Annotated in this window: 17 protein-coding genes and 1 pseudogene; 2 read left to right on the plus strand and 16 right to left on the minus strand. The window is 67.2% G+C overall.

Features of this window, described 5'->3' with window-relative positions:
• Positions 1-27: 27 nt before the first annotated feature.
• The 11 genes from ACVWZN_RS08855 to ACVWZN_RS08905 all read right to left on the minus strand — a co-directional run bounded on the left by ACVWZN_RS08855 (position 28) and on the right by ACVWZN_RS08905 (position 11,960).
• Positions 28-1,752, minus strand: a complete 1,725-nt coding sequence (locus ACVWZN_RS08855; protein ID WP_456953486.1) for a BatD family protein — start codon at positions 1,750-1,752, stop codon at positions 28-30.
• Entirely contained in the window at positions 1,752-3,452 is a 1,701-nt protein-coding gene (locus tag ACVWZN_RS08860) for a VWA domain-containing protein (RefSeq protein WP_456953487.1), read from the minus strand. Before ACVWZN_RS08860 ends, ACVWZN_RS08855 begins: the two co-directional genes overlap by 1 nt.
• Positions 3,449-4,447 (minus strand): vWA domain-containing protein, encoded by a 999-nt coding sequence (locus ACVWZN_RS08865; protein WP_456953488.1) that lies wholly within the window; start codon positions 4,445-4,447, stop codon positions 3,449-3,451. Before ACVWZN_RS08865 ends, ACVWZN_RS08860 begins: the two co-directional genes overlap by 4 nt.
• Positions 4,444-4,893: a DUF4381 family protein gene (locus tag ACVWZN_RS08870; protein WP_456953489.1), complete on the minus strand. Its 450-nt coding sequence runs from the start codon at positions 4,891-4,893 to the stop codon at positions 4,444-4,446. The genes ACVWZN_RS08865 and ACVWZN_RS08870 overlap by 4 nt, the downstream gene beginning before the upstream one ends.
• Positions 4,893-5,813, minus strand: coding sequence for a DUF58 domain-containing protein (locus tag ACVWZN_RS08875; protein ID WP_456953490.1), 921 nt, complete (start codon positions 5,811-5,813; stop codon positions 4,893-4,895). Before ACVWZN_RS08875 ends, ACVWZN_RS08870 begins: the two co-directional genes overlap by 1 nt.
• A gap of 10 nt (positions 5,814-5,823) precedes the next feature.
• Positions 5,824-6,846, minus strand: coding sequence for an AAA family ATPase (locus tag ACVWZN_RS08880; RefSeq protein ID WP_456953491.1), 1,023 nt, complete (start codon positions 6,844-6,846; stop codon positions 5,824-5,826).
• Between the two features lie 122 nt (positions 6,847-6,968).
• Positions 6,969-8,915 carry a type IV pilus secretin PilQ gene (locus tag ACVWZN_RS08885; RefSeq protein WP_456953492.1) on the minus strand — a complete coding sequence of 649 codons (1,947 nt, stop codon included), beginning with the start codon at positions 8,913-8,915 and terminating at the stop codon, positions 6,969-6,971.
• A gap of 19 nt (positions 8,916-8,934) precedes the next feature.
• Complete coding sequence (locus ACVWZN_RS08890; RefSeq protein ID WP_456954740.1) at positions 8,935-9,462, minus strand: pilus assembly protein PilP; 528 nt, start codon at positions 9,460-9,462, stop codon at positions 8,935-8,937.
• Between the two features lie 10 nt (positions 9,463-9,472).
• Positions 9,473-10,168, minus strand: coding sequence for a type 4a pilus biogenesis protein PilO (locus ACVWZN_RS08895; protein ID WP_456953493.1), 696 nt, complete (start codon positions 10,166-10,168; stop codon positions 9,473-9,475).
• The gene (locus ACVWZN_RS08900) at positions 10,165-10,902 is read right to left on the minus strand and encodes a PilN domain-containing protein (protein ID WP_456953494.1); all 738 of its coding nucleotides are present in this window, start codon (positions 10,900-10,902) and stop codon (positions 10,165-10,167) included. Before ACVWZN_RS08900 ends, ACVWZN_RS08895 begins: the two co-directional genes overlap by 4 nt.
• Positions 10,902-11,960, minus strand: coding sequence for a pilus assembly protein PilM (locus ACVWZN_RS08905; RefSeq protein ID WP_027082037.1), 1,059 nt, complete (start codon positions 11,958-11,960; stop codon positions 10,902-10,904). The genes ACVWZN_RS08900 and ACVWZN_RS08905 overlap by 1 nt, the downstream gene beginning before the upstream one ends.
• 241 nt (positions 11,961-12,201) lie before the next feature.
• Here ACVWZN_RS08905 and ACVWZN_RS08910 point away from each other — a divergent pair.
• Positions 12,202-14,725 (plus strand): annotated as a pseudogene (locus ACVWZN_RS08910) (penicillin-binding protein 1A).
• A gap of 117 nt (positions 14,726-14,842) precedes the next feature.
• Positions 14,843-15,502, plus strand: a complete 660-nt coding sequence (locus ACVWZN_RS08915) for a hypothetical protein (protein WP_456953495.1) — start codon at positions 14,843-14,845, stop codon at positions 15,500-15,502.
• Between the two features lie 91 nt (positions 15,503-15,593).
• Here the strand turns inward: ACVWZN_RS08915 and ACVWZN_RS08920 are convergent, their stop codons facing one another.
• The 5 genes from ACVWZN_RS08920 to ACVWZN_RS08940 all read right to left on the minus strand — a co-directional run bounded on the left by ACVWZN_RS08920 (position 15,594) and on the right by ACVWZN_RS08940 (position 20,934).
• Positions 15,594-16,895 (minus strand): citrate synthase, encoded by a 1,302-nt coding sequence (locus tag ACVWZN_RS08920; RefSeq protein WP_456953496.1) that lies wholly within the window; start codon positions 16,893-16,895, stop codon positions 15,594-15,596.
• A gap of 247 nt (positions 16,896-17,142) precedes the next feature.
• Positions 17,143-17,388, minus strand: a complete 246-nt coding sequence (locus tag ACVWZN_RS08925; protein WP_027082033.1) for a type B 50S ribosomal protein L31 — start codon at positions 17,386-17,388, stop codon at positions 17,143-17,145.
• A gap of 93 nt (positions 17,389-17,481) precedes the next feature.
• Complete coding sequence (locus ACVWZN_RS08930) at positions 17,482-18,414, minus strand: nucleoside hydrolase (RefSeq protein ID WP_456953497.1); 933 nt, start codon at positions 18,412-18,414, stop codon at positions 17,482-17,484.
• A 30-nt stretch (positions 18,415-18,444) separates the two neighbouring features.
• Entirely contained in the window at positions 18,445-20,550 is a 2,106-nt protein-coding gene (gene recG, locus ACVWZN_RS08935) for an ATP-dependent DNA helicase RecG (protein ID WP_456953498.1), read from the minus strand.
• Between the two features lie 3 nt (positions 20,551-20,553).
• Positions 20,554-20,934: a RidA family protein gene (locus ACVWZN_RS08940; protein ID WP_456953499.1), complete on the minus strand. Its 381-nt coding sequence runs from the start codon at positions 20,932-20,934 to the stop codon at positions 20,554-20,556.
• Between the last annotated feature and the right edge of the window lie 84 nt (positions 20,935-21,018).

Below are 21,018 nucleotides of genomic sequence, written 5' to 3' on the forward strand. Positions count from 1 at the left end.
CAGCGCGACCGGTCGACGCCGCCGATCTCAGGTCGGCGGGTACAGCGGAGGCAAGGGATCTCGCTCGCGCGTCGCGGCGGTGCGCCAGCGTGGACCCGACGCGAACGCAGCTCGCAGGCGCGCGCGCGCATCGGCCGGATCACCACCGCCCCAGCGCGCGCGACGCAGGCGATCGACCGCATCGCGTTGTGCTGCGTCATCCAGGCGCGCGGCCACGGCTTCGAGGTCGAGCGTGTCGCCTCCGGCCAAGGTTCGCAGTGCGGCGTCGATGTCCGACAAGTCGCCGAGCTCGAGCGCGCGCTTGAGGCCTGGTTCGGTTGCGGTCGACGTCGCCTCTGCGGTGCGCGTCGGGATCGGAGGTGGCTGGGCAACATTGCCCGGGGCCGGGAACGGCGGCGGCGAGGATGTCGAGGTCGGGCTGTACGTGGGCGTCGCGGTGACGCGCGGCGCTGTCGACACGACCATCTGATCGCGACGCGCCGAACGCGAGCGCCACAGTCCCGCGCCGACGAGCAGCAACGCGGTCAGCACGGCAACGACGCCGATGAGCATGCGTCGATCCGGCCCACTCGCGGACGGCACGCCCGACGGTGCCTCGCCGCGTGACGCGGCATTTTCGGACGGCGCGCCCGGCGCGACCGCCAGCGTGATCGGCGGCAGCTGCGTCGAACGTGCTTCGCCCGCACGGCTGTCCCACCAGTCGATGCGCGGGCCGGGAATACTGAGCGTGCCCGCACGCGACGGCACGATCGAGAAACGGCGCTGCTCGCGAACATGCGGGCGTCCGTCGACCATCGATTCGTCCGACTGCGGACGCTCCGGGAACACCTGCGCGCCGTCGGGTGCGGTGATCTGCAGGTCGGGCAACTGCGCAGCGCCTGCGCCATCGGCCTCGACTTCGACCACGATGTTCGACGCACCGCCGGCGCGCGCCTGGTTCGGCTGTTCGAGATAACGCATCGTCAGGCCGCGCAATGGCAGCCACGGCGTCGCCGCGTTGGCCGGAATCGCGCGCACGTGCAGGATGCGCGGCCGCGCTACGGCATGCAGTGCGGACTGGCCATCGCCGAACAACTGGTCGAATGCGTTGCCGGTGCCGCGCCCTTCGAAACTCGCCGGAGGCACGACCAGTTCACCGCTGCGTTCGGGCACCAGCATGAAGCGGCGTTCGGTGACCACATACGATCGACCACCGACCACGCGCCGGTACTGCACGTCGTCGCCTACACGCTGCAGGCTCGCGCCGGTCGGCTCGGGCTGGTCGAGCTGGCCCGCGATCAGCGGAATCGCCGAATACAGGCGCACGACCCAGCCGACCGACTGCTGCACATACGGGTCCTGCGCATCGGCTTCGCTTTCGATGAAGACATCCGCGTTGCCCGACACGGTCGGCGTGTTCGGCGCCGGTGTGACGAGCAACGTCAGCGGTTGCGTATTCGCGCCGCCGACATGCAGCGACGGAATGCTCAGCAGCCCATCGCGTCGCGGCCGCAGCGCAACCGCATACAGGCTGCGACGACTGATCTGTCCGTTCACCCACTGCAGTTGCTGCTGGCTCGCCTGGCCGCTCAGGTCGAAGTCGCGCAGCAGCGGCGCGTAATCCGGCGCATCGTTGGCGTCGGTCTCAACGTTGAGCGTCGTAGTCTCGCCGACGGCGATGCGGTCGCGATCAAGCCATGCACGCGTCTGCGCACCGGCGACCGTCGCGAACGCGAGCAGAACGAACATCGCGAGAAAGCGCGCGACGCACATCAGCGTTGTCCCCCGAGTTGCCGGCGTTCGTACTCGAGCCGGAACTTCTCGCGCAGCAGGTTGCCGGGCTCGTCGGGCACGCGCATCAGTGCGGCTTCGTCCGACAGTCGACGCTCGCGCTGTTCCGGCGTCATCGGCTGCGCCTTCGCCTTGTCCGCACCCGCCTTTGCCTGCGCCTGCTGCAATGCGCGCTGCATGCGCTCGCGTTGTGCGGCATCGGCCTGCGACTGGCGCGTCGCGTCCGCGGGTTTCGGCTGCGATGTACCGTTCTGCTTCGGCGGCGGCGTCTGGCCGGTGGACGCCTGCGGAGACGGCGACTTGCCGTTGCACGCCGCATCACCCGGCTTGCAGTTGCGCGGTTGTTGCGACTGCTGCGACATGCCGCCCTGCTTGCCCGATTGCTGCTGTCCGCCCTTCTGCTGCTGCGGAGGGCGCTTCATGGCCTGCAGCACAGCATTTCGATTTGCGATCGCATCGGCCATACCGGGCTTGCGACGCAACGCTTCGTCGTACGCGGCGACCGCATCCTGCAGCCGTCCGGCTTTCGCGAGCGCGTTGCCGCGGTTGTAGTTCGCATCCGCACTGTCGGACTTTTCGAACTGCGTCGCTGCCTCGTCGAACTCGCCGCGACGATAGGCATCGATGCCGCGGTCGATTTCCTTCCAGGCGCGCTGGTCTGGGCGATGGAACAGATCGGCTGCCAACGAGGGGCGCGGGATCAACGCGACGACCAGCAGCAGCACTGCGGCACGCGGACGTCGCACCAGCACGATCAGCGCCAGCAGCATCACGAATGGCACGAGGCGGAAGCCTTCGTCGGCCCATGCGCGGCCGCCTTCGCCGTGCTTCGCTCCTGCGCCGGTTCCCGTTGCGAACACTGCATCATCGCTGCCGTCGAGCGCGAGGCGTGCGTAACGACCGCCACCGTTGCTGGCGAGTGCGCGCATCGATGCTTCGTCGAGACTCACGCGCACCGTCGATCCGCCCGTCGTGCGGATCGTGCTGCCGTCCGGCGTGCCGAGGCCAAGCGCCGACACGGTGATCCCGGCGTTCTGGGCATCGCGCGCAGCGCGCTGCGACGTGCCGTCCGCGTGATCGGTAACGAGCACGATGCGGCCGCGCGGAAAGCCGGCGCGCTCGATCAACTGCCGTGCCTGAGCGATGGCGCGTGCCGGCGACTGGCCGTCGATCGGCATGACGGCGGGTTCGAGCGCGTCGACGAACAGTGCGACGTTCGCGGCGTCGTCGGTCAGCGGTGCGACGGTAAATGCGTCATCGGCGAATGCGACCAGCGCGACGGGTCCGCTGCGCGGCGACTGCAGCAGTCGCGTGAGGCGTGCACGCAATTGCGCGAGGCGCGTTGGCGGCAGATCGTTGGCGACCGTCGCGCTCGACAGGTCGACTGCGATGACAAGCGGCTCGCGTGTTTCCCATGCCGGCATCTCGAGCTGACGCCATGCGGGGCCGGCGAGTGCAGCCACGGCCAATGCGTACGCGAGCATCCCCGTCCATGCGGCGAACCGATGGGTCGCAGCGCGGCCCGGCGCGAGAAGATGCGGCAGCAGATGCGGATCGACGGCACGCTGCCATGCGGCATCGCTCGACCCGCGTCGACGCAGCCACCACCACAGCACCGGCAGTGCGAGCAGCGCGAACAGCCATTCGGGTCGGAGGAAATTGAGCGGGCCCAGCGCGATCATGTCGCGCGCCTCCACTGCAGCGCGGCGAGCAGCGCGAACGCGAACGCAGCTGCGAGTGGCCACAGGTAGCGCTCGATGTGCGGACGCACCGCGCGGCCTGGGCGTGCGATCGGTTCGAGGCGATCGATCTCCGAATAGATGCCCGCGAGCTCGTTGGTGTCGCGCGCACGGAAAAAGCGTCCGCCGGTGGTGCCGGCGATGTCGCGCAGCGTTGCCTCGTCGATTTCATCGTCGCCACCCGGCGATGGAATGCGGAAGCCGAACAGCGACATGCCGCCTTCACCGCCGAACGCGACGGTGTGGATGCGAACACCTGCGTCGGCGGCGATGCGCGCGGCCTTGCGTGGATCGAGCACGCCCGCGGTGTTGACGCCGTCGGTCAATACGACGAGCACGCGCTCGCCAGTGGGTTGGTCGCGCAGCCGGCGCACTGCGAGGCCGATCGCGTCGCCGATTGCGGTTTCCTGCCCCGCGAGCCCGACCACGCTGTCAGCGAGCTGATCGCGCACGGTGTCGCGATCGAGCGTGAATGGCGTGAGCACGTGCGCCTGTCGACCGAACACGAGCAGGCTGAGGCGATCGCCCGCGCGACGGTCGATGAAGTCCGACAGCACCGCTTTCGCCGCGGTGAGCCGATCGACCGGACTGCCGCCGAGTTCCATGTCCGGCTCGTTCATGCTGCCCGACAGGTCGAGCGCGAGCATGAGGTCACGGCCCTTCGCGGGCGGCTGCGTCGGCGGGCCGAGTTCCTGCGGTCGCGCCGCAGCGATGCACAAGAGGATCCATGCGATTCCGGCGAGCACGCCGACGCCACGTCGCGGCTGCGTCATCGACGTACCGACAATCTCGCGCAGGCGTTCGGACAGCGGCATGCGCAGCGCAGCGCCATCGCTTCGCGGCGGGGGCAACAGTCGCGACGCGATCCACGGCAGCGGGACCGCCAGCAGCCATGCGGGCCACTGCAGCAGATCGTAGGCTTCGCGCAGGCCGATCATGCGCGGCGCCCCATCAGTTGCACGAAGCGCTCGCGCGCGAGGCGGACGGCTTCGTCGGCCGCGCGTTCGTCGACCTTCGGGCGAAATGCGCCATCGAGCAGCAGGCGGCCCGGGCCGTCGACGAAATGCAGGTCGCGTGTTTCGAGAAAGCGCAGCCAGTCGTCGCCATCGAGGCGATCGGCGTCGCCACGCACGCGGCGTGCGGCGCGGCGAAGAAGCTCGGAGCTGCGTGCGAGGCGTGCGGTCGTCGTGTCGGCGGTCGCGATGTCGTCGTCGAACAACGCCATGATGAGAGCCCGGCGACGCGCAAGATGTCGGCGAACGAACATGACGATCGCGACGACCGCGATCACCGCAAGAAGCAGCAACCACCAGCCCGGTGCGGGCGGCCATAGCGGCGGAGCCGGCGGGCGATGCACGTCGCGCAGCAGCAGGCCGTCCGCCATCAGGCCACCTGTGCGACGCGGCCGCGCAGAAGCGCGAGGCAGCTTTCCGACGCATCGGTGGTCGACAGCCCCATGACGCGGACGCCGCGACCGGGCAGCGCTTCGGTCGCGCGCTGCAGTGGCGCAGCGAAACGTGCGAGCCAGCGGTCGCGCGTTTCACGGTCGTCGAGCGCGACTTCGACGCGGCCGTCGTTCGTCGCGAAGGGCACGCGCAGCGATGGCGGTGCGGTTTCGATGGGATCGTTGAGCAGCACGATGGCCGCGTCGTGGTGCCGCGCCAGCGCACTCCATCGCTGCAACGGCACGGCTTCGAGACTCGAGGGATCGGCCAGCACGACGATGCGCGCGCCGGGACGCATCAGACGCTGCGCGCGTTCGAGTGCGATCGATAGCCCGAGGTCGTCGTCAGGCCGCTGCGTGTACCAACGCGACAATGCATCGATGACGCGCAGCGCGCCGCGCGGACCGCCGGCCGGCGACACCGGCGCTTCGCGCGGACTCGCACGCAATACCGCGACCCGATCACCCTCACCCACGGCGTGCCAAGCGATCACCGCGCCGGCGCGCGCAGCCTGCACTGACTTGAATCTCACGCGCGTTCCGAAATAGAGCGCGGCATTGGTATCGACGACGAGGAGCGTCAGGCGCTCGCGCTCGGCGTGAAAAACCTTGGTGTGCGCGCGTCCCGTGCGCGCCGTAAGTCGCCAGTCGACATGGCGAGCATCGTCACCGACGGTGTATTCGCGCGACTCGGCGTACTCCATGCCACGTCCGCGCATGGGCGAGTTCGCCAAGCCCGCATGCGCGGTGCGGACACGACGCAGGTGGCGCGGGCTCGCCGCGACGCCGCGCAGGGCGACGAGCTCGGCGATCGTCGGCGTTACGCCGTCGGGGATTGTCGGGGTGGTGTCGTTGCGCATGGCGGTGCGCTCAGGGCAGCGGCACCCGCGCGAGCAGCTCGGCGACGAGGCGTCCGCCGTCCCAGCCTTCGGCGGTCGCCTCGAAGCTCGGCAGCACGCGATGGCGCAGCACATCGGGCGCGACGCTGCGCACGTCGTCGGGGGTCACGTAGTCGCGGCCGGCGAGCCATGCGTGCGCACGCGCACAACGTTCCAGCGCAATCGATCCGCGCGGGCTCGCACCCCAGGCGATGCGTCGCGCGAGCGCGGCGTCGTAGCGTTGTGCATCGCGCGACGCCAGCACAATCTCGACCAGATAGCGCTCGACGGCGGGCGCGACGTGGAGGGACAGCACATCGCGACGCGCGGCGAAGACATCGTCGATCGAAAGACGTTCGACGGTCGCGGTGGAGGTTGTCGTATTGCCGTCGAGCACATCGCGCGCACGTTCGCGTGCGAGCCGAAGGATTTCCGTTTCGACGTGCGCATCGGGGTAGCCGATGCGAACGTGCATCAGGAAACGGTCCAGCTGCGCCTCCGGCAGCGGGAACGTGCCTTCCTGCTCGATCGGGTTCTGCGTCGCCATGACGAGGAACAGCGGCGGCAGCGGATACGTCGCGCGTCCGACAGTGACCTGGCGCTCGCCCATGGCTTCGAGCAATGCCGACTGCACCTTCGCGGGCGCGCGGTTGATCTCGTCCGCGAGCAGCAGGTGATGGAAGATCGGACCGGGCTGGAATTCGAAGCGTCCGTCCTGCGGACGCCACACCTCGGTGCCGGTCAGGTCGGCGGGCAACAGGTCAGGCGTGAACTGCACGCGCGCGAATTCCGCATGCAGTCGCGACGCGACCGCGCGGATGGCGCTCGTCTTCGCCAAGCCGGGCGCACCTTCGACGAGAAGATGGCCATCGGCGAGCAGCGCGACGAGCAGACGCTCGACCAGCGTCGCCTGCCCGACGATCTCGGCCTGCAAGGCGTCACGCAGGTCATTGAAAAGGCGGTGGAGCCGGTCGGCATCGGGGGCCGCATCCATGGTGTCGTCCTGCGCATTCATTCGCGCATTCTGACCGGATCGCCGGGCGGGAGTTCCGACAGCGCCTTCACAAGCGGCCAAGCGCTCCCACAAACGGAAACGGGGCCCGAAGGCCCCGTCCGTCGAACATCGTTCGCGAGCGCTTAGCGCTGCGCGACGTGAAGCACCTTCGGTGTCACGAAGATCAACAGCTCCGCCTTGCTCTTGGTGCGGCCGTTCTTCTTGAACAGGTTGCCCAGCCACGGAATGTCGGCCAGGAAGGGCACCTTGGTGACGTCCTTGCGGTCGGTGAACTCGTAGACGCCACCGATCACGACGGTCTGCCCATCCTCGACCAGCACTGCCGTGTTCACTTCGCGCTTGCTGATCTGCGGAACCTGGCCGATGGACGTGTCGATGAAGCCTTCGACTTCGTCCTTCTTGACTGCCATGTTGAGGAACACGCGACCGTCGTTGGTGATCGTCGGGGTCACACGCATCTGGAGCACCACGTCCTTGAACTGGACGTTTGGCGTCGCGGGGCTACCCGCGACGGCCGGCTGGATCGTGACGTAACCAACCTCGCGGCCCTGCGTGATCACGGCCTCGCGCTGGTTGCTGGTGACGACGCGCGGGTTCGAGATCACTTCGCCGCGACCTTCCGTCTGAAGGGCAGACAGTTCGGCATCCAGCGCGAAACCGGCGTTGAGGATCGACAGTGCTACCGAGCCGGCCGGATTGGTGACCGCGAGGTTGCTCATCAGCCCCTTCGTGATCGTCGCCATCTTGAGCGGGTTCGGCGGCGGAGTTGCACTATTGGCGTTCGCCGCCTGCGCGATCGAGTTCTGGGTGCTGGTGTTGTTCTCGATCGAGCTGTTGAAGCCGACGTTGCCATTATGCGTGGTGCCTGAAACGCCGAACCGCGCGCCAAGCTCGCGGGAGAACGTGTCGGTTGCAATCACGACGCGCGCCTCGATCACGACCTGATCGACCGGACGGTCGATCACGCGGATCAGCTCCTTCATCGCCGCGACCTTCTTCGGGATGTCGCTGATCATGAGCGTGTTGGTGCGCTCATCGGCGACCAGGCGACCACGCGACGACAGGAATCCCGTGTCACCCGTCTGCGTGCTGCCCGCACCACCGCCAGCCCCGCCGCCGATGCCCTTGGCTTCGGTCAGCGCCTTAAAGATCGCGTCGGCGTTGTGATAGTTGATCTGCACGTACTCGGTTACGAGGTCGGTGCGCTGATCGATCGCGATGCGCGCGTCTTCCTTGTCCTGCTCGTACTTCGCGATCTCGGCCTGCGGCGCGACCCACACGACGTTGCCGTTGCGGCGCTTGTCGAGGCCCTTGGCCTGCAGGACGATGTCCAGCGCCTGGTCCCACGGCACGTTGACGAGGCGAAGCGTCACGTTGCCTTGGACGGTGTCGGAAGCGACGAGGTTCAGGCCCGACTCTTCCGCGATCAGCTGCAGGACCGTGCGAACCGGCACGTCCTGGAAGTTGAACGTGACTGGCTTGCCGGCGTAGCGCGCACTGGCGTTCGCGGCGGTCAGCTGGGCGGCCGCAGCGCGGACGTCCGACGTGCCACCGACAGCGCGCGAACTGGTGGCCGACTTCGGCGAGATCTCGACGATGTAGTCGCGACCCGTCTGGTAGGCCATCGAATCGAACGAGCCGCTGGTGTCGAGCACGAGCTGCGTGCCGGCGCCGCTACTGCGCGGGTCGATGCGCGTGACCGGCGTGGCGAAGTCGCTCACGTCCAGCGTCTTGCGCAGGTTGGCGGGCAGCTGCGCGTTGCCGATGTCGACGATGACGTTCGACGCGCTCTTGCGCAGGTCGGGCATGGCGCCGTCACCGCTGAAGTGCACGACGAGCCGACCAGCGCCATCTTCGCTGCGCTTGAAGTCGATGTCGGCGACCGAGACGGTGCCCGGCAGTTGCTTCGCCGGATCCAGGCTCGGCGCCGGAGCGACCGGTGCCACGGGTGCAGGCGGTGCGGCCTGGACGCTGCCGAGTGCCGCCAGCATGCCGAGGGCGAGTCCCGCCAACCGGGCCCCGATCAGGGGACGGGCCGTCCTTGCGGATTGGGCAGTATTCGAAATCATGATCCTCATCCCCTCAGCATCACTTGTTGTCGTCGAGTGCCAGCGTGGCTGGCCGTTCAAGCCAGCCACCGGCCCCGTCGGGCACCAGTTCCACCAGCTCGATGCGGTCCTCGAACACCGCGGTTACGCGGCCGTCGGACTGCCCCATGTAGTCCCCTGCCCGCACGCGATAGGTCACCTTGTCGGGTGCCATCACGAGTGCGGTAACGCCTGCGCCCTTCCCCAGCGTGCCGACCATGTCGAGGCTATCGAGCGGGAAGGCTTCGAGCGGTTGCTTGCGACGCGCCGAATCCGGGCGCGGCCCGTTGCCGCCGCCGTCGTCGGTAAAGGCGCGACTGAATGGATCGCGCAGAGACTGCGCGGAGTATTCGAATGTTTCGAACTGCTGCATCACCGGCAGCGGATCGAGCGGCGGCGCCGGACGTGCCTTGACGTCGGCCACCCACTTCTCGAGGTTCGGTGCGTCGCCCGGCCGGCTCGTGATGCCGCGCGCGCAACCCGCGAGGGCGGCGGCGAGCACGAAGCCCCGGACGATCGTGGATCGCATCGTCTGCATGTCAGCCTCCCTTCGCGCCGTTGGCCGGCTGACCGCTCGCAGGCGCCTGGCCATTGGCCGGCGTCGCCTGCTTCGCGACTTCTTCCTCGTCGAGGTAGCGGTACGTCTTGACCGTACCCGACAGCTCCAGCAGCCCGTCGTTCGCTCCGACGCCGTTGGCGGCAGGTGCGTTCTTCGGCTTCAGGGAGATGTCGTGCATGGTCATGATGACCACGCGAGGCAGAGACGCCACGCCGCTCATGAAGGCGCCGAACTGGTGGTACGTGCCGACCATGCGCAGCGCGATCGGCTTCTCCGCATAGAAGTCCTTCGGTTGCTCTTCGCCGGGCTGGAACAGCTCATTGGTGATGCCAGTCGCGAGTGCGGTCTGCGAAATGTCGACGATAAGGTCAGGCATCTCGTTCTTGCTCGGCAGCTGACGAAGCATCTGCTGCAGCTGTGCCTCCATTTGCACGAGCTGTTGCTTGAGCGCGCCCAGGTTCGCGGCTTCGCCCTGCTTCTTTTCGTAGGTCTGGCGCAGATCGGATTCGGTGTGCTCGAGGCCGGTCAATTCATCGCGCTTGTCGCTGATGAAAAGGAACCAGAACAAGAGAACGATAAGCGCACCGATGATCGCGCAGAACACGGCCTTGGCTTCGCGCGGCCATGAACCGATGTTGCTGAAATCCAGGCTCTTGATGTCGAATTTGCGGCTCACGACTTGGCTCCCGGAGTGGTCGACGCGGCGGGTGCCGGGGCGGGCGCAGCGGGGGTGGGGGCCGGCGTTGCAGCTGCCGGAGCCGGTGTCGCGGCAGGCGCCACCGTCGTCGCGGCGGGTGCGGAAGGAACCACCGCCGGAGCCGCCGGCACCGTATCCGGAATGCCGTCACCGTTGGTGTCTCGCGGCGCATTCGGGTCGGACAGCTTGACGCTCAGGCTGAACTGGTACGGCAAGCCCTTGTCTTCGCCCTTCGCCTCGATGACCGAGAGCTGCGGATCGCTCATCCAGCCCGAGCTTTCCAGGTTGCGCATGTAGGTACTCACGCGCGCGTTCGACTGCGAACGGCCTTCCAGCGTGAGCGACTGATCGTCCTGCTTGATCGACGTCAACACCACGCCGTCGGGAATCGTGCGGACCAACGAGTCGAACAGGTGGACCATCTGCGACCGACTGGCCTGCAGCTTCTCGATGACTTCCTTACGGGCGAGCAGGCGGTCCTTCGTCTTCTTGAGCTCGGCGATCTCGGCGATCTGCTTGTCGACTTCGTCGATCTGCGTCTGCACGTACGCGTTGCGCTCGTTCTGGCCGTCGATCTGCGCACCGAAGTACATGTTGATGCCCATCGCGAGCACCAGCGCGCCAATGGCGGTCGCGCCGAGCATCCAGCCGAACTCCTTCTGGCGCTGCTTTCGGCGCTCGACACGCCACGGGAGGAGATTGATGCGTGCCATCAGTCGAAGCTCCTCAGCGCGAGCCCGCAGGCGATCATCAGCGAGGGCGCGTCCTGCGCGAGGGCGTGCGGCTGCACGCGCGGCCCCAGCGTCATGTTCGCGAGCGGGTTGGCGACCATCGTCGGCACGCCGAGCTGGTCTTCGAGCATGCGGTCGATGCCGGTGATCGAAGCACCGCCGCCGGCGATGACGAGCTGGTCGACGCGGTTGAATTCGCTGCCGGCGTAGAAGAACTGAAGCAGGCGGCTGATCTGCTGGACCATCGCCTCCTTGAACGGCTCCAGCACTTCGGTCTGGTAGCCCTCGGGGAGGCCGCCCTGGCGCTTGGCCTGGCCGGCTTCCTCATAGGAAAGACCGTAGCGGCGCATCACCTCGTCGGTGAGCTGCTTGCCGCCGAAGACCTGTTCGCGGCTGTAGATGGTGCGGCCGTTGCGGAGGACGTAGAGCGTCGTCATCGTCGCGCCGGAGTCGACCATCGCGACCAGCCCGTCGCGCGGCGTCTTCAGCTGCTCGGACAGGAGCGCGAAGGCGTTCTCGATCGCGAAGCTCTCGACGTCCATCACCCGGGCCGTGAGGCCACCGAGCTCGAGCGCGGAGGCGCGGATCTCAACGTTCTCCGAGCGCGACGCCGCCAGCAGCACCTGCACGGTGTCCGGCGTGTTCGGCATCGGGCCGAGGACTTCGAAGTCGAGGTTCACTTCGTCGATCGGGTACGGCACGTAGTTCGCCGCTTCCAGTTCGACCTGCGCCTCGAGCTCGTCACCGTCGAGATCCGACGGCATCGGAATGACTTTGGTGATGACCGCCGACCCAGCGACCGCGGCAGCGGCCCCCTTGGCGCGAGTGCCCGACCGGGCCACGGCGCGCTTGATGGCTTCGCCCACCGCCTCGACCTCGACGATGTTCTTTTCCACCACGGCATTGGGCGGCAGCGGTTCCACCGCGTAATGCTCGACGCGGTAGCGGTTGCCGGCTCGGGTGAGCTGCAACAGCTTGACCGCGGTCGAACTGATATCCACGCCAACCAGGACCGGCTGGCTCTTCGTGATCACGCCCACTTCGAATCTCCCCTGCCGCAGGCGTTGGGACGCACTTCTTGCGGCACTGCCTAGATAACGGACTTTTCACCCCGTGGCAACCGGGCCATCACGATTCGTGATGCCTCCGACAAAAACCCGTCACCAAAAGGATGAACGGTTGAGCTGCCCGATCGCCGGAATTCCGACGTAGACGCCGACTTTGCCCCTCGGAGCCTCCTCTATACTCACTCTTATCGAATTCTTTACGCGACCGACCTCGATGCCCCGTTTCCGTCGTCTTCTCCGCTGGGCGCTGTTCGCGAGCGCCGGCCTGCTGGTCCTCGGCCTGATCGCGGCCGGTGCGCTCTACGCCGTCATCGCTCCCAAGCTCCCGGACGTCGAGACCCTTCGCGACGTCCAGCTTCAGGAACCGATGTACGTCTACGCCAAGGACGGCCGCTTGATGGCGCTGTTCGGCGAGACCCGCCGCTATCCGGTGGACATCGAGAAGGTCCCCGACCTCCAGAAGAAGGCGTTCATCGCCATCGAGGACTCGCGCTTCTACCAGCACCACGGCGTCGATTTCACCGGCGTCGCGGCGTGCCGTCTGGCTGCTGGCCACCACCAACGACAAGCGTGTTCCGGGCGGCTCGACCATCACCCAGCAGGTGGCGCGCCAGTTCTTCCTGAGCAACGAGTACAGCTACACGCGCAAGCTCGCCGAGATGATGCTGGCGATGCGCATGGAGCGCGAACTCAGCAAGGACGAGATCTTCGAGCTCTACCTCAACGTCAGCTTCTTCGGTAACCGCGCCTACGGCATCGCCGCGGCGGCCGAGTACTACTACGGCAAGCCGCTCGCGCAGCTTTCGCTGGACGAAATGGCGTCGCTCGCGGGCATTCCGAAGTTCCCGTCCAGCGCGAACCCGATCAGCAACCCCGAGCGCGCCAAGCTGCGCCGCGACTACATCCTCGATCGTATGGCGCAGCTGAAGTTCATCAGCGCGGCGCAGGCGGCCGAGTCGAAGGCCGTGCCGATGCACGCCACGCCGCACGAGCGCCCGGTCGAGGTGTATGCGCCGTACGTGTCGGAAATGGTCCGGCAGGAAATGCTCAACCGCTATGGCCCCGAGGCGCTGACCAAGGGCTACCACGTCTATACGACGATCGATCCGACGCTGCAGGTCGCGGCCGACGCCGCGGTGCGCGAGGGCCTGCATGTGTACGACGTACGCCACGGCTGGCGCGGTGCGGAACGTCATTTCGACCTGACCGACGCCGACGATGCGCGCGCGGCCGGGCGTCGCCTCGTGCCGTATCCGGCGCAGGGCGAGCTGATTCCGGCGGTCGTGATGTCGGCGCGTGCGGGCGAGGCCGAAGTCGCGTTGGTCGACGGCCGCACGCTCACGATCGACGGCGCCCATGCCTGGCCGGGCATGAGCCTGGCGACGTTGCATCGCGGCGACATGGTGCGCGTGCATCGCATCGTCCCCGCTGCGGATGCGAAGACGCCGGCGCCGGCCGATAGCGCCGCGACGTATCGCCTTGACCAGTTGCCGAAGGCGCAGGCCGCGCTGGTGTCGATCGACGCCATGAACGGCGCGCTGCGTGCGCTCACCGGCGGCTACAGCTTCGCCGGCAACAAGTTCAATCGCGCCGTGCAGGCCAAGCGCCAGCCGGGTTCGAGCTTCAAGCCCTTCGTGTATTCGTCGGCGTTCGAACGCGGATTCAACCCCGCGTCGATCGTTCTCGACGCACCGGTCGTGTTCAAGGATCGCGTCGGCCATCTGTGGCGTCCGCAGAACGATACCGGCGACTTCGCGGGCCCGATGCGCCTGCGCGAAGCGATGGTGCAGTCGCGCAACCTCGTATCGGTGCGTTTGCTTGATGCGATCGGCGTGGACTACGCCCGTAAGTACATCAGCCACTTCGGCTTCGATGAGAAAGAACTGCCGCCGAACCTGTCGATGTCGCTCGGCACCGCGTCGCTGACGCCGCTGTCCGTCGCGCGTGGCTATGCCGCGTTCTACAACGGTGGCTACCGCATCACGCCGTGGTTCATCGACACGGTGAAGGATCGCAACGGCGCGGTGATCTTCAAGGAAAAGCCGCTGGTGGGCTGCCACGGCTGCGCGGTCGTCGCGAACTCGGCCGGTGGCGCCATGCAGACGCAGACCGCTGTGGTCGACGGCTTCAACCTCGGCCCCGCACCTGCTGCAGGCGCGGCCGACAGCAGCGCGAAGCCGGGCGCGAACGCGACGGCGGATGCGTCCAAGTCGAAGAAGATCGACATGACGGGCATGGCGCTCGCGCCGCGCGCGATCGACGAACGCATCGGCTACCAGATCGTGTCGATCCTGCGCGACGTCGTGCAGCGCGGTACCGGCACCGCGGCGAAGGTGCTCGGCCGTGAGGACGTGGGCGGCAAGACCGGCTCGACTAACGACCACCGCGACGCCTGGTTCTCCGGCTTCGGCGGCCCGTACATCACCACCGTCTGGGTCGGCCGCGACGACTTCAAGTCGCTGGGCTACCGCGAGTACGGCGGCAAGGCGGCGTTGCCGATCTGGATCAACTACATGCGCGTCGCGCTGAAGGATCAGCCGATCCAGCCGAACGATCCACCGGATGGCATGGTCAAGGTCACCGTCGGTGCGGGCGGCCGATTGATTCCGGGCGGCACCGGCGGCATCACCGAATGGGTGAAGCAGGAAGACCTCGAGCGCATGCAGAGCGACATCGACTACGGTCCGTCGTCGCAGCAGCAGGACTCGGGTTCGGAAGAGTCGTTCGACATCTTCTGATCGGCTGAACGGATGTCGACGCCACCACACCGGGCGTCGACAACTGCGTGCTAGCGTGAAGGTGCCGGCGCGTGCCGGCGGCGGTTTCATCGCCTCAGCCTGCCACGGAGCCTCGCCATGCGCCCTGCCCGTCAGCACGCCCACCTGCACGCGCAGTCGCGACTCCGCGAACGTCGCGAACAACTCGCCGGCGAAGCGGCGCGATTGATGGCCGAGAGCGGCATCGCCGACTACCACCAGGCCAAGCTCAAGGCGGCCGAGCGCCTCGGCATTCGCGACGATGCGTCGTTGCCGCGCAATACCGAGATCGAGGCCGCGTTGCGGCAGTACCAGCGCCTGTTCGGTCGCGACAGTGCAGGCGAACTGCGGCGACGTCGCGATGCCGCACTGGAAGCGCTTCGATTCTTCCGTGTGTTCGATCCGCGCCTCGTCGGCCCCGTACTCGAAGGCACGGCCGATGCACGATCGCCGGTGACGCTGCATTTGCATGTCGACGATCCGGACGCGGTGCATCGCTTCCTCGACGATCACCACGTCCCTGCGCAATCGCGCAGCCGTCGCGTGCGCCTCGACCGTCATCGCGACGAGGAGTTTCCCGTCTGGGTGTTCAGTGCCGACGGCCTGCCGTTCGACCTGACCGTCCTGCCGCACGACGTGCTGCGTCAAGCGCCGCTCTCACCAGTCGACGAAAAGCCGATGCGGCGGGCGAACGTGGCGCTGTTGCAGCAGGTCATCGCCGAAACGGAAATCGACGATTTCGAGCGCGGACTAGGCTGACGAGTCTTTCGCTCGACAACCGCCGACGCCGGAAACGAAGAAGCCGCGGACATGCCGCGGCTTCTTTCGTGTAGCGCGTAATCGAGGCGGATCAGCGCTTCGATGCGTCCACATAGTCGCGCTGCACTGCGCCGGTGTAGATCTGGCGCGGACGACCAATCTTGTTGTCCGGATCTTCCTGCTGTTCCAGCCAGTGGCTGACCCAGCCCGCGGTGCGCGCGATCGCGAACATCACGGTGAACATCTCGACCGGAATTCCGAGCGCCTTGTAGATCAGCCCCGAGTAGAAATCGACGTTGGGGTAGAGCTTGCGCTGCACGAAGTACTCGTCCTTCAGCGCGGCTTCTTCCAGCTTCAGCGCGACTTCGAGCAGCGGATCATTGACGCCGAGTTCGCCGAGCACGTCGTGCGTCATCTTGCGCACTAGCGCCGCGCGCGGGTCGTAGTTCTTGTAGACGCGGTGGCCGAAGCCCATCAGGCGGAAGCCCGAGTTCTTGTCCTTCGCCTTCTCGACCGCGCTGCCCACGTTTTCCGGACGACCGATCTCGGCGAGCATCTTGAGCACCGCTTCGTTCGCACCGCCATGCGCCGGGCCCCACAGCGCCGCGACGCCGCCCGCGATGCACGCGTACGGATTCGCACCGGTGGAACCGATCAGGCGCACGGTCGACGTCGACGCGTTCTGCTCGTGGTCGGCGTGCAGGATGAAGAGCAGGTCCAGCGCCTTCGCGGCGACCGGATTGAGCTCCAGCGGCTCGGCCGGCACTTCCTTCATCATGTGCAGGAAGCGCGTGGTGTAGTCGAGCGAATTCTTCGGGTAACGGATCGGCCAGCCGATCGAATAGCGATGGCAAGCAGCGGCGATCGTCGGCACCTTCGCGATCAAACGGATCGCGGCGAGGCGGCGCTGCGCCGGATCCTCGAGATCGAGTTCGTTGTGATAGAAGCTCGCCATCGAGCCGAGCATGCCGACCAGCATCGCCATCGGATGCGCGTCGTGGCGGAAGCCGTAGAGGAAGGTGCGGAAGGCCTCATGCATCATCGTGTGATGCGTGACCTCGTGCTCGAAGCTGTCGAACTCCTGCTTGTTCGGCAGTTCGCCGTTCATGAGCAGGTAGGCGACTTCGAGGAAGCTCGACTTCTCGGCCAGTTGCTCGATCGGATAGCCGCGATAGAGCAGTACGCCAGCGTCGCCGTCGATGTATGTGATCGCCGACTTGCAGCTGGCGGTCGCGGTGAAACCGGGGTCGTAGGTGAAGCAGCCGGTTTCCTTCGGCAGCTTGGCGATGTCGATGCACGGCGCGCCCAGGGTCGGGTGCTGCACGGGCAGGGTTACGGTGGCATCGCCGGCGGTCAGGGTGACCTGCTGCAGGCCGGATTTGGTGTCGGACACGGAGCGCTCCTGTGGGGCATGCGCGGTGTCGCCGCGCGAAGGAGAAAGGTCGTTAGCGGTCGCTTTGCAAGCCGCGGATTATCGCACATACGCCTGCGTCGGCTGGCTGTGCCGAATGTCCAATGGCGGACACCTTAGAAGGTGTCGCGCGCCGCGCATGCAGGCGCACCATGGCGCCCAAACGCAAACGGCCGCCCTGAGGCGGCCGTCGTACTACGACATCGGTGCGGGCGAACCCGCGACCGAATTATTTCTGGGCGTAACGCTTGCGGAACTTGTCCACGCGACCGCTGGTGTCCACGATCTTGTGCTTGCCCGTATAGAACGGGTGCGAAGCCGAGGAGATATCGACTTTCACAAGCGGGTACTCGTTGCCGTCTTCCCACTTGATCGATTCCTTGGAGGGAATCGTCGAACGGGTCAGGAACGAGAAATCGGTGGTGACGTCCTGGAAGATGACGTCGCGGTACTCGGGATGGATGCCGGCTTTCATGGCATTCACCAATCTAGATTCGGGGAGCCCGGCAGTATACGGGCCGCCCCGGCGTCGTGCAAGCCATGTGATGGGCCGGGCGGCTGAACGTCGTCAGGCGCCCAGCGCTTCGCGCATGAGGCGCTCGAAACGCGCCTGGTCGTAGCGCATCAGGATGCGGCAGTTGTCGGCCGCCCCGCCCTCGCGGCGCCAGTCCACGATGGTCGCGCCCCGCGTGTGGCGCCCTTCCAGCTCGATCGCGACCGGCCGGTCCACCAGCTCCGTCGCACCGTCGGGTTCTAGCGCATACGCCATCGCCAGCGCATCGGCGGCGTGCCAGTGATCGCCGCGGCGGTCGCTCGACCACGTGCGGGTCTGCTTCGAGATCGAATCGTAGAAGCGCGCCTTCGGATGGTCGGCCTTGAGCCAGCGCTCGACTTCGTCGTGCGCGAAGCCGTGGGCGACGGTCGCCTCCCAGTCGGCGAGGTCGATGTGCGGGAACGCGTCGAACACGATCCGCGCGGCTTCCGGGTCGAACGCGATGTTGAACTCGGCCGCCGGGGTGATGTTGCCGTGCGCGGTGACTGCGCCGCCCATTACAACGAAACGGCCGATGCGCGACGGCAGTGTCGGATCGAGTTTCAGTGCGAGCGCGATATTGGTTAGTGGGCCAAGCGCGACGAGCAGCAATCGCCCCGAATATTCGTGCGACAGGCGAAGGATCGCGAGCGCCGCGTGTTCGGCTTCGGCCTGCTTCGCGGCCTTCGTGTAACCCGTGTCGCCGAAGCCGTCGCGGCCATGCACGTAGGCCGCGTCGCGTGCGGGATGCAGCAGCGGCGACGCGCAGCCGGCGAACACCGGCACGTCGACGTTCGCGACTTCGCACAGCTTGAGCGCGTTGGCGACCGTGTGGTCGAGCCCGACATTGCCGGCGGCGATCGTCAGGCCGACGACGTCGTGGCGCGTGTCGTTGAAGGCCATCAGCAGGGCCAGCGCGTCGTCCACGCCGGGGTCGGTATCGATGAGAAGCGGGATGCGTTCGTTCATCGACCGATTATGCGCAAAGCACGCGCTGTGTCACGCCGACGCGTAGCGCATGGCCCCGCCGACCCAGCGTGCGACCACCCGCGCCGCGAGTTCCGGCGAGTGTTCCGCTATGCGCTCGCCCAGTTCGTGCACGCGCGGCAGCAGGTCCGCATCGCGCGTGAGATCGGCGACGCGGAATTCGGCGAGACCGGTCTGTCGCGTACCGAGCAGTTCGCCGGGGCCGCGCAGTTCGAGATCGCGCTCGGCGATGACGAACCCGTCGTTGGTCTCGCGCATCGTCGACAGCCGCTCGCGCGCCATCTGCGACAGCGGCGGCTGGTACAGCAGCACGCAACTCGATGCGGCGCTGCCTCGCCCCACCCGCCCACGTAACTGGTGCAGCTGCGACAGGCCGAGACGCTCGGCGTTCTCGATGATCATCAGAGACGCATTCGGTACGTCGACGCCGACTTCGATTACGGTCGTCGCGACCAGTAGATCGGTCTCGCCGTTCTTGAACGCGAGCATCGCGGCCTGCTTCTCGGCGGGACGCATGCGGCCATGCACGATGCCAAGGTGTAACTCCGGCAGCTGCGCAGTGAGTTCGTCGAACGTCGTTTGTGCGGCCTTGGCGACAACCTCATCGCTTTCGTCGATCAGCGTACAGACCCAGTACGCCTGACGGCCTTCGGCACATGCACGACGGATGCGTTCGACGAGCTCGGGGCGTCGATCCGATCCGAGCACGACGGTGGTGACCGGCGTACGACCCGGCGGAAGTTCATCGATGGTCGATACATCGAGATCGGCATACGCGGCCATCGCGAGCGTTCGCGGGATCGGCGTCGCAGTCATGACGAGCTGATGCGGCACGGTGCCGTGCGCGAGCGAGCCCTTGTCGACGAGTGCGAGTCGCTGGTGCACGCCGAAGCGGTGTTGTTCGTCGACGATGGCGAGCGCGAGGTCATGGAACGCGACTCCCTCCTGCATCAGCGCATGCGTGCCGACGACGACCTGCGCTTCGCCCGATGCGACGTCCGCCAGCACCTTCGCGCGCGCCTTGCCCGTGACCTTGCCGGCCAGCCATGTCACACGCACGCCGAGCGGCTCCAGCCACCCGCGCAGATTGGTCAGGTGCTGCTCGGCGAGAAGTTCCGTTGGCGCCATCAACGCGGCCTGCTTGCGACTGCCAACTGCGAGCAGCGCTGCCATCGCGGCGACGACGGTCTTGCCGGAACCGACGTCGCCCTGCACGAGGCGCAGCATCGGCACGGGCTCGGCGAGGTCGACCGCGACTTCCGCGAACACCCGTGACTGTGCATTGGTAAGTGCGAACGGCAGCGCGTCGCGCAGGCGGTTGGCGAAGCGTGCGTCGGCAAGCGCGGGGGCACGATGGGCACGATGCGCCCGTCGCTGGCCACGCAGGCTGAGGTGGTGCGCGAGCAGTTCTTCCAGCGCGAGTCGACGCTGCGCAGGATGCCGGCCCGACAGCAGCGCGGCGATGTCGTCGTCGGCCGACGGACGATGCACGGTTACCAGCGCCTGGCGCAGCGATGGGAAGCCGAGATCGGCCCACCACGACGTCGGCAATAGTTCGAGTGCGTCGTCCGATGGAAGGCGTTCGATCGCCAGGCCGATCAGGCGACGCAGCGTCGCCGGCGCCACGCCTTCGATCTGCGGATACACCGGATCGAGCGCACTGCCGAGCACTTCGTCCGGTTCGACTACGCGATAGCTGGGATGCACGATCTCCAGCCCCTGCGAACCGAGCCTCGGCGTGCCGTAGCACCGCAGCCGCGTACCGGGCTGGAACTGCGCGACCTGCGCCGCGCGGAAGTGGAAGAACCGCAACACCAGCGTTGCATGCGATTCGTCGGAGATCGCGACGCGCAACATCGGTCGATAACGGAAGCCCTTCTCCACCGCTTCGACCACGCCTTCGACCTGCGCCGCGGCACCGGCCTGCAGGTCGCGGATCGGCACGATCTTGGTGCGATCCTCGTAACCGCGCGGCAGTTGCAGCCAGAGATCCTGCAGCGTGGCGAGGCCGCGCGATCCGAGCTTCTCGGCAAGCGCGGGCCCGCAGCCGCGCAGCGACGTCAGCGGCGCATCGCCGGCCGGCGCGAGGGCTGGCGTCGGTCGCGCCGCGCGGGGCATCGATCAGCCGAGGACGAGGATCGCGTCGACCTCGAAGTGCGCGCCCTTCGGAAGGCCCGACACCTGGATCGTGGATCGCGCCGGATACGGCGCCTGGAAGTAGTGGGCCATCACCGCGTTCACCGCGGCGAAGTCGCCGAGATCGGTGAGGTAGAGCCCGAGCCGCACCACGCCATCGAGCGAACCGCCCGCGGCCTCGCAGACCGCCCGCAGGTTGTCGAACGCGCGGCGCGCCTGCGTCGCGATGTCGCCTGTGACGAGCTCGCCGGTAGCAGGATCGAGCGGGATCTGGCCGGACAGGAACACGGTGTCGCCGGCGCGCACGGCCTGCGAGTACGGGCCGATGGCGGCGGGGGCACGGTCGGTATGGATCGGCTGGCGCATGGCGATGAGGTCCGGGGAACGTGCGCCGAATGGTACGCGGTGGCGCGGCGTCGATTGTCGTCCGCGGCGTCGCACTGCACGCGA

The sequence above is a fragment of the Lysobacter sp. HA35 genome, from assembly GCF_054061195.1.

Coding starts and splice junctions, on each gene's coding strand:
- ACVWZN_RS08855 (WP_456953486.1), bottom strand. CDS start 1,752: ATGTGCGTCGCGCGCTTTCTCGCGATGTTCGTTCTGCTCGCGTTCGCG.
- ACVWZN_RS08860 (WP_456953487.1), bottom strand. CDS start 3,452: ATGATCGCGCTGGGCCCGCTCAATTTCCTCCGACCCGAATGGCTGTTC.
- ACVWZN_RS08865 (WP_456953488.1), bottom strand. CDS start 4,447: ATGATCGGCCTGCGCGAAGCCTACGATCTGCTGCAGTGGCCCGCATGG.
- ACVWZN_RS08870 (WP_456953489.1), bottom strand. CDS start 4,893: ATGGCGGACGGCCTGCTGCTGCGCGACGTGCATCGCCCGCCGGCTCCG.
- ACVWZN_RS08875 (WP_456953490.1), bottom strand. CDS start 5,813: ATGCGCAACGACACCACCCCGACAATCCCCGACGGCGTAACGCCGACG.
- ACVWZN_RS08880 (WP_456953491.1), bottom strand. CDS start 6,846: ATGAATGCGCAGGACGACACCATGGATGCGGCCCCCGATGCCGACCGG.
- ACVWZN_RS08885 (WP_456953492.1), bottom strand. CDS start 8,915: ATGATTTCGAATACTGCCCAATCCGCAAGGACGGCCCGTCCCCTGATC.
- ACVWZN_RS08890 (WP_456954740.1), bottom strand. CDS start 9,462: ATGCGATCCACGATCGTCCGGGGCTTCGTGCTCGCCGCCGCCCTCGCG.
- ACVWZN_RS08900 (WP_456953494.1), bottom strand. CDS start 10,902: ATGGCACGCATCAATCTCCTCCCGTGGCGTGTCGAGCGCCGAAAGCAG.
- ACVWZN_RS08915 (WP_456953495.1), top strand. CDS start 14,843: ATGCGCCCTGCCCGTCAGCACGCCCACCTGCACGCGCAGTCGCGACTC.
- ACVWZN_RS08925 (WP_027082033.1), bottom strand. CDS start 17,388: ATGAAAGCCGGCATCCATCCCGAGTACCGCGACGTCATCTTCCAGGAC.
- ACVWZN_RS08930 (WP_456953497.1), bottom strand. CDS start 18,414: ATGAACGAACGCATCCCGCTTCTCATCGATACCGACCCCGGCGTGGAC.
- recG (WP_456953498.1), bottom strand. CDS start 20,550: ATGCCCCGCGCGGCGCGACCGACGCCAGCCCTCGCGCCGGCCGGCGAT.
- ACVWZN_RS08940 (WP_456953499.1), bottom strand. CDS start 20,934: ATGCGCCAGCCGATCCATACCGACCGTGCCCCCGCCGCCATCGGCCCG.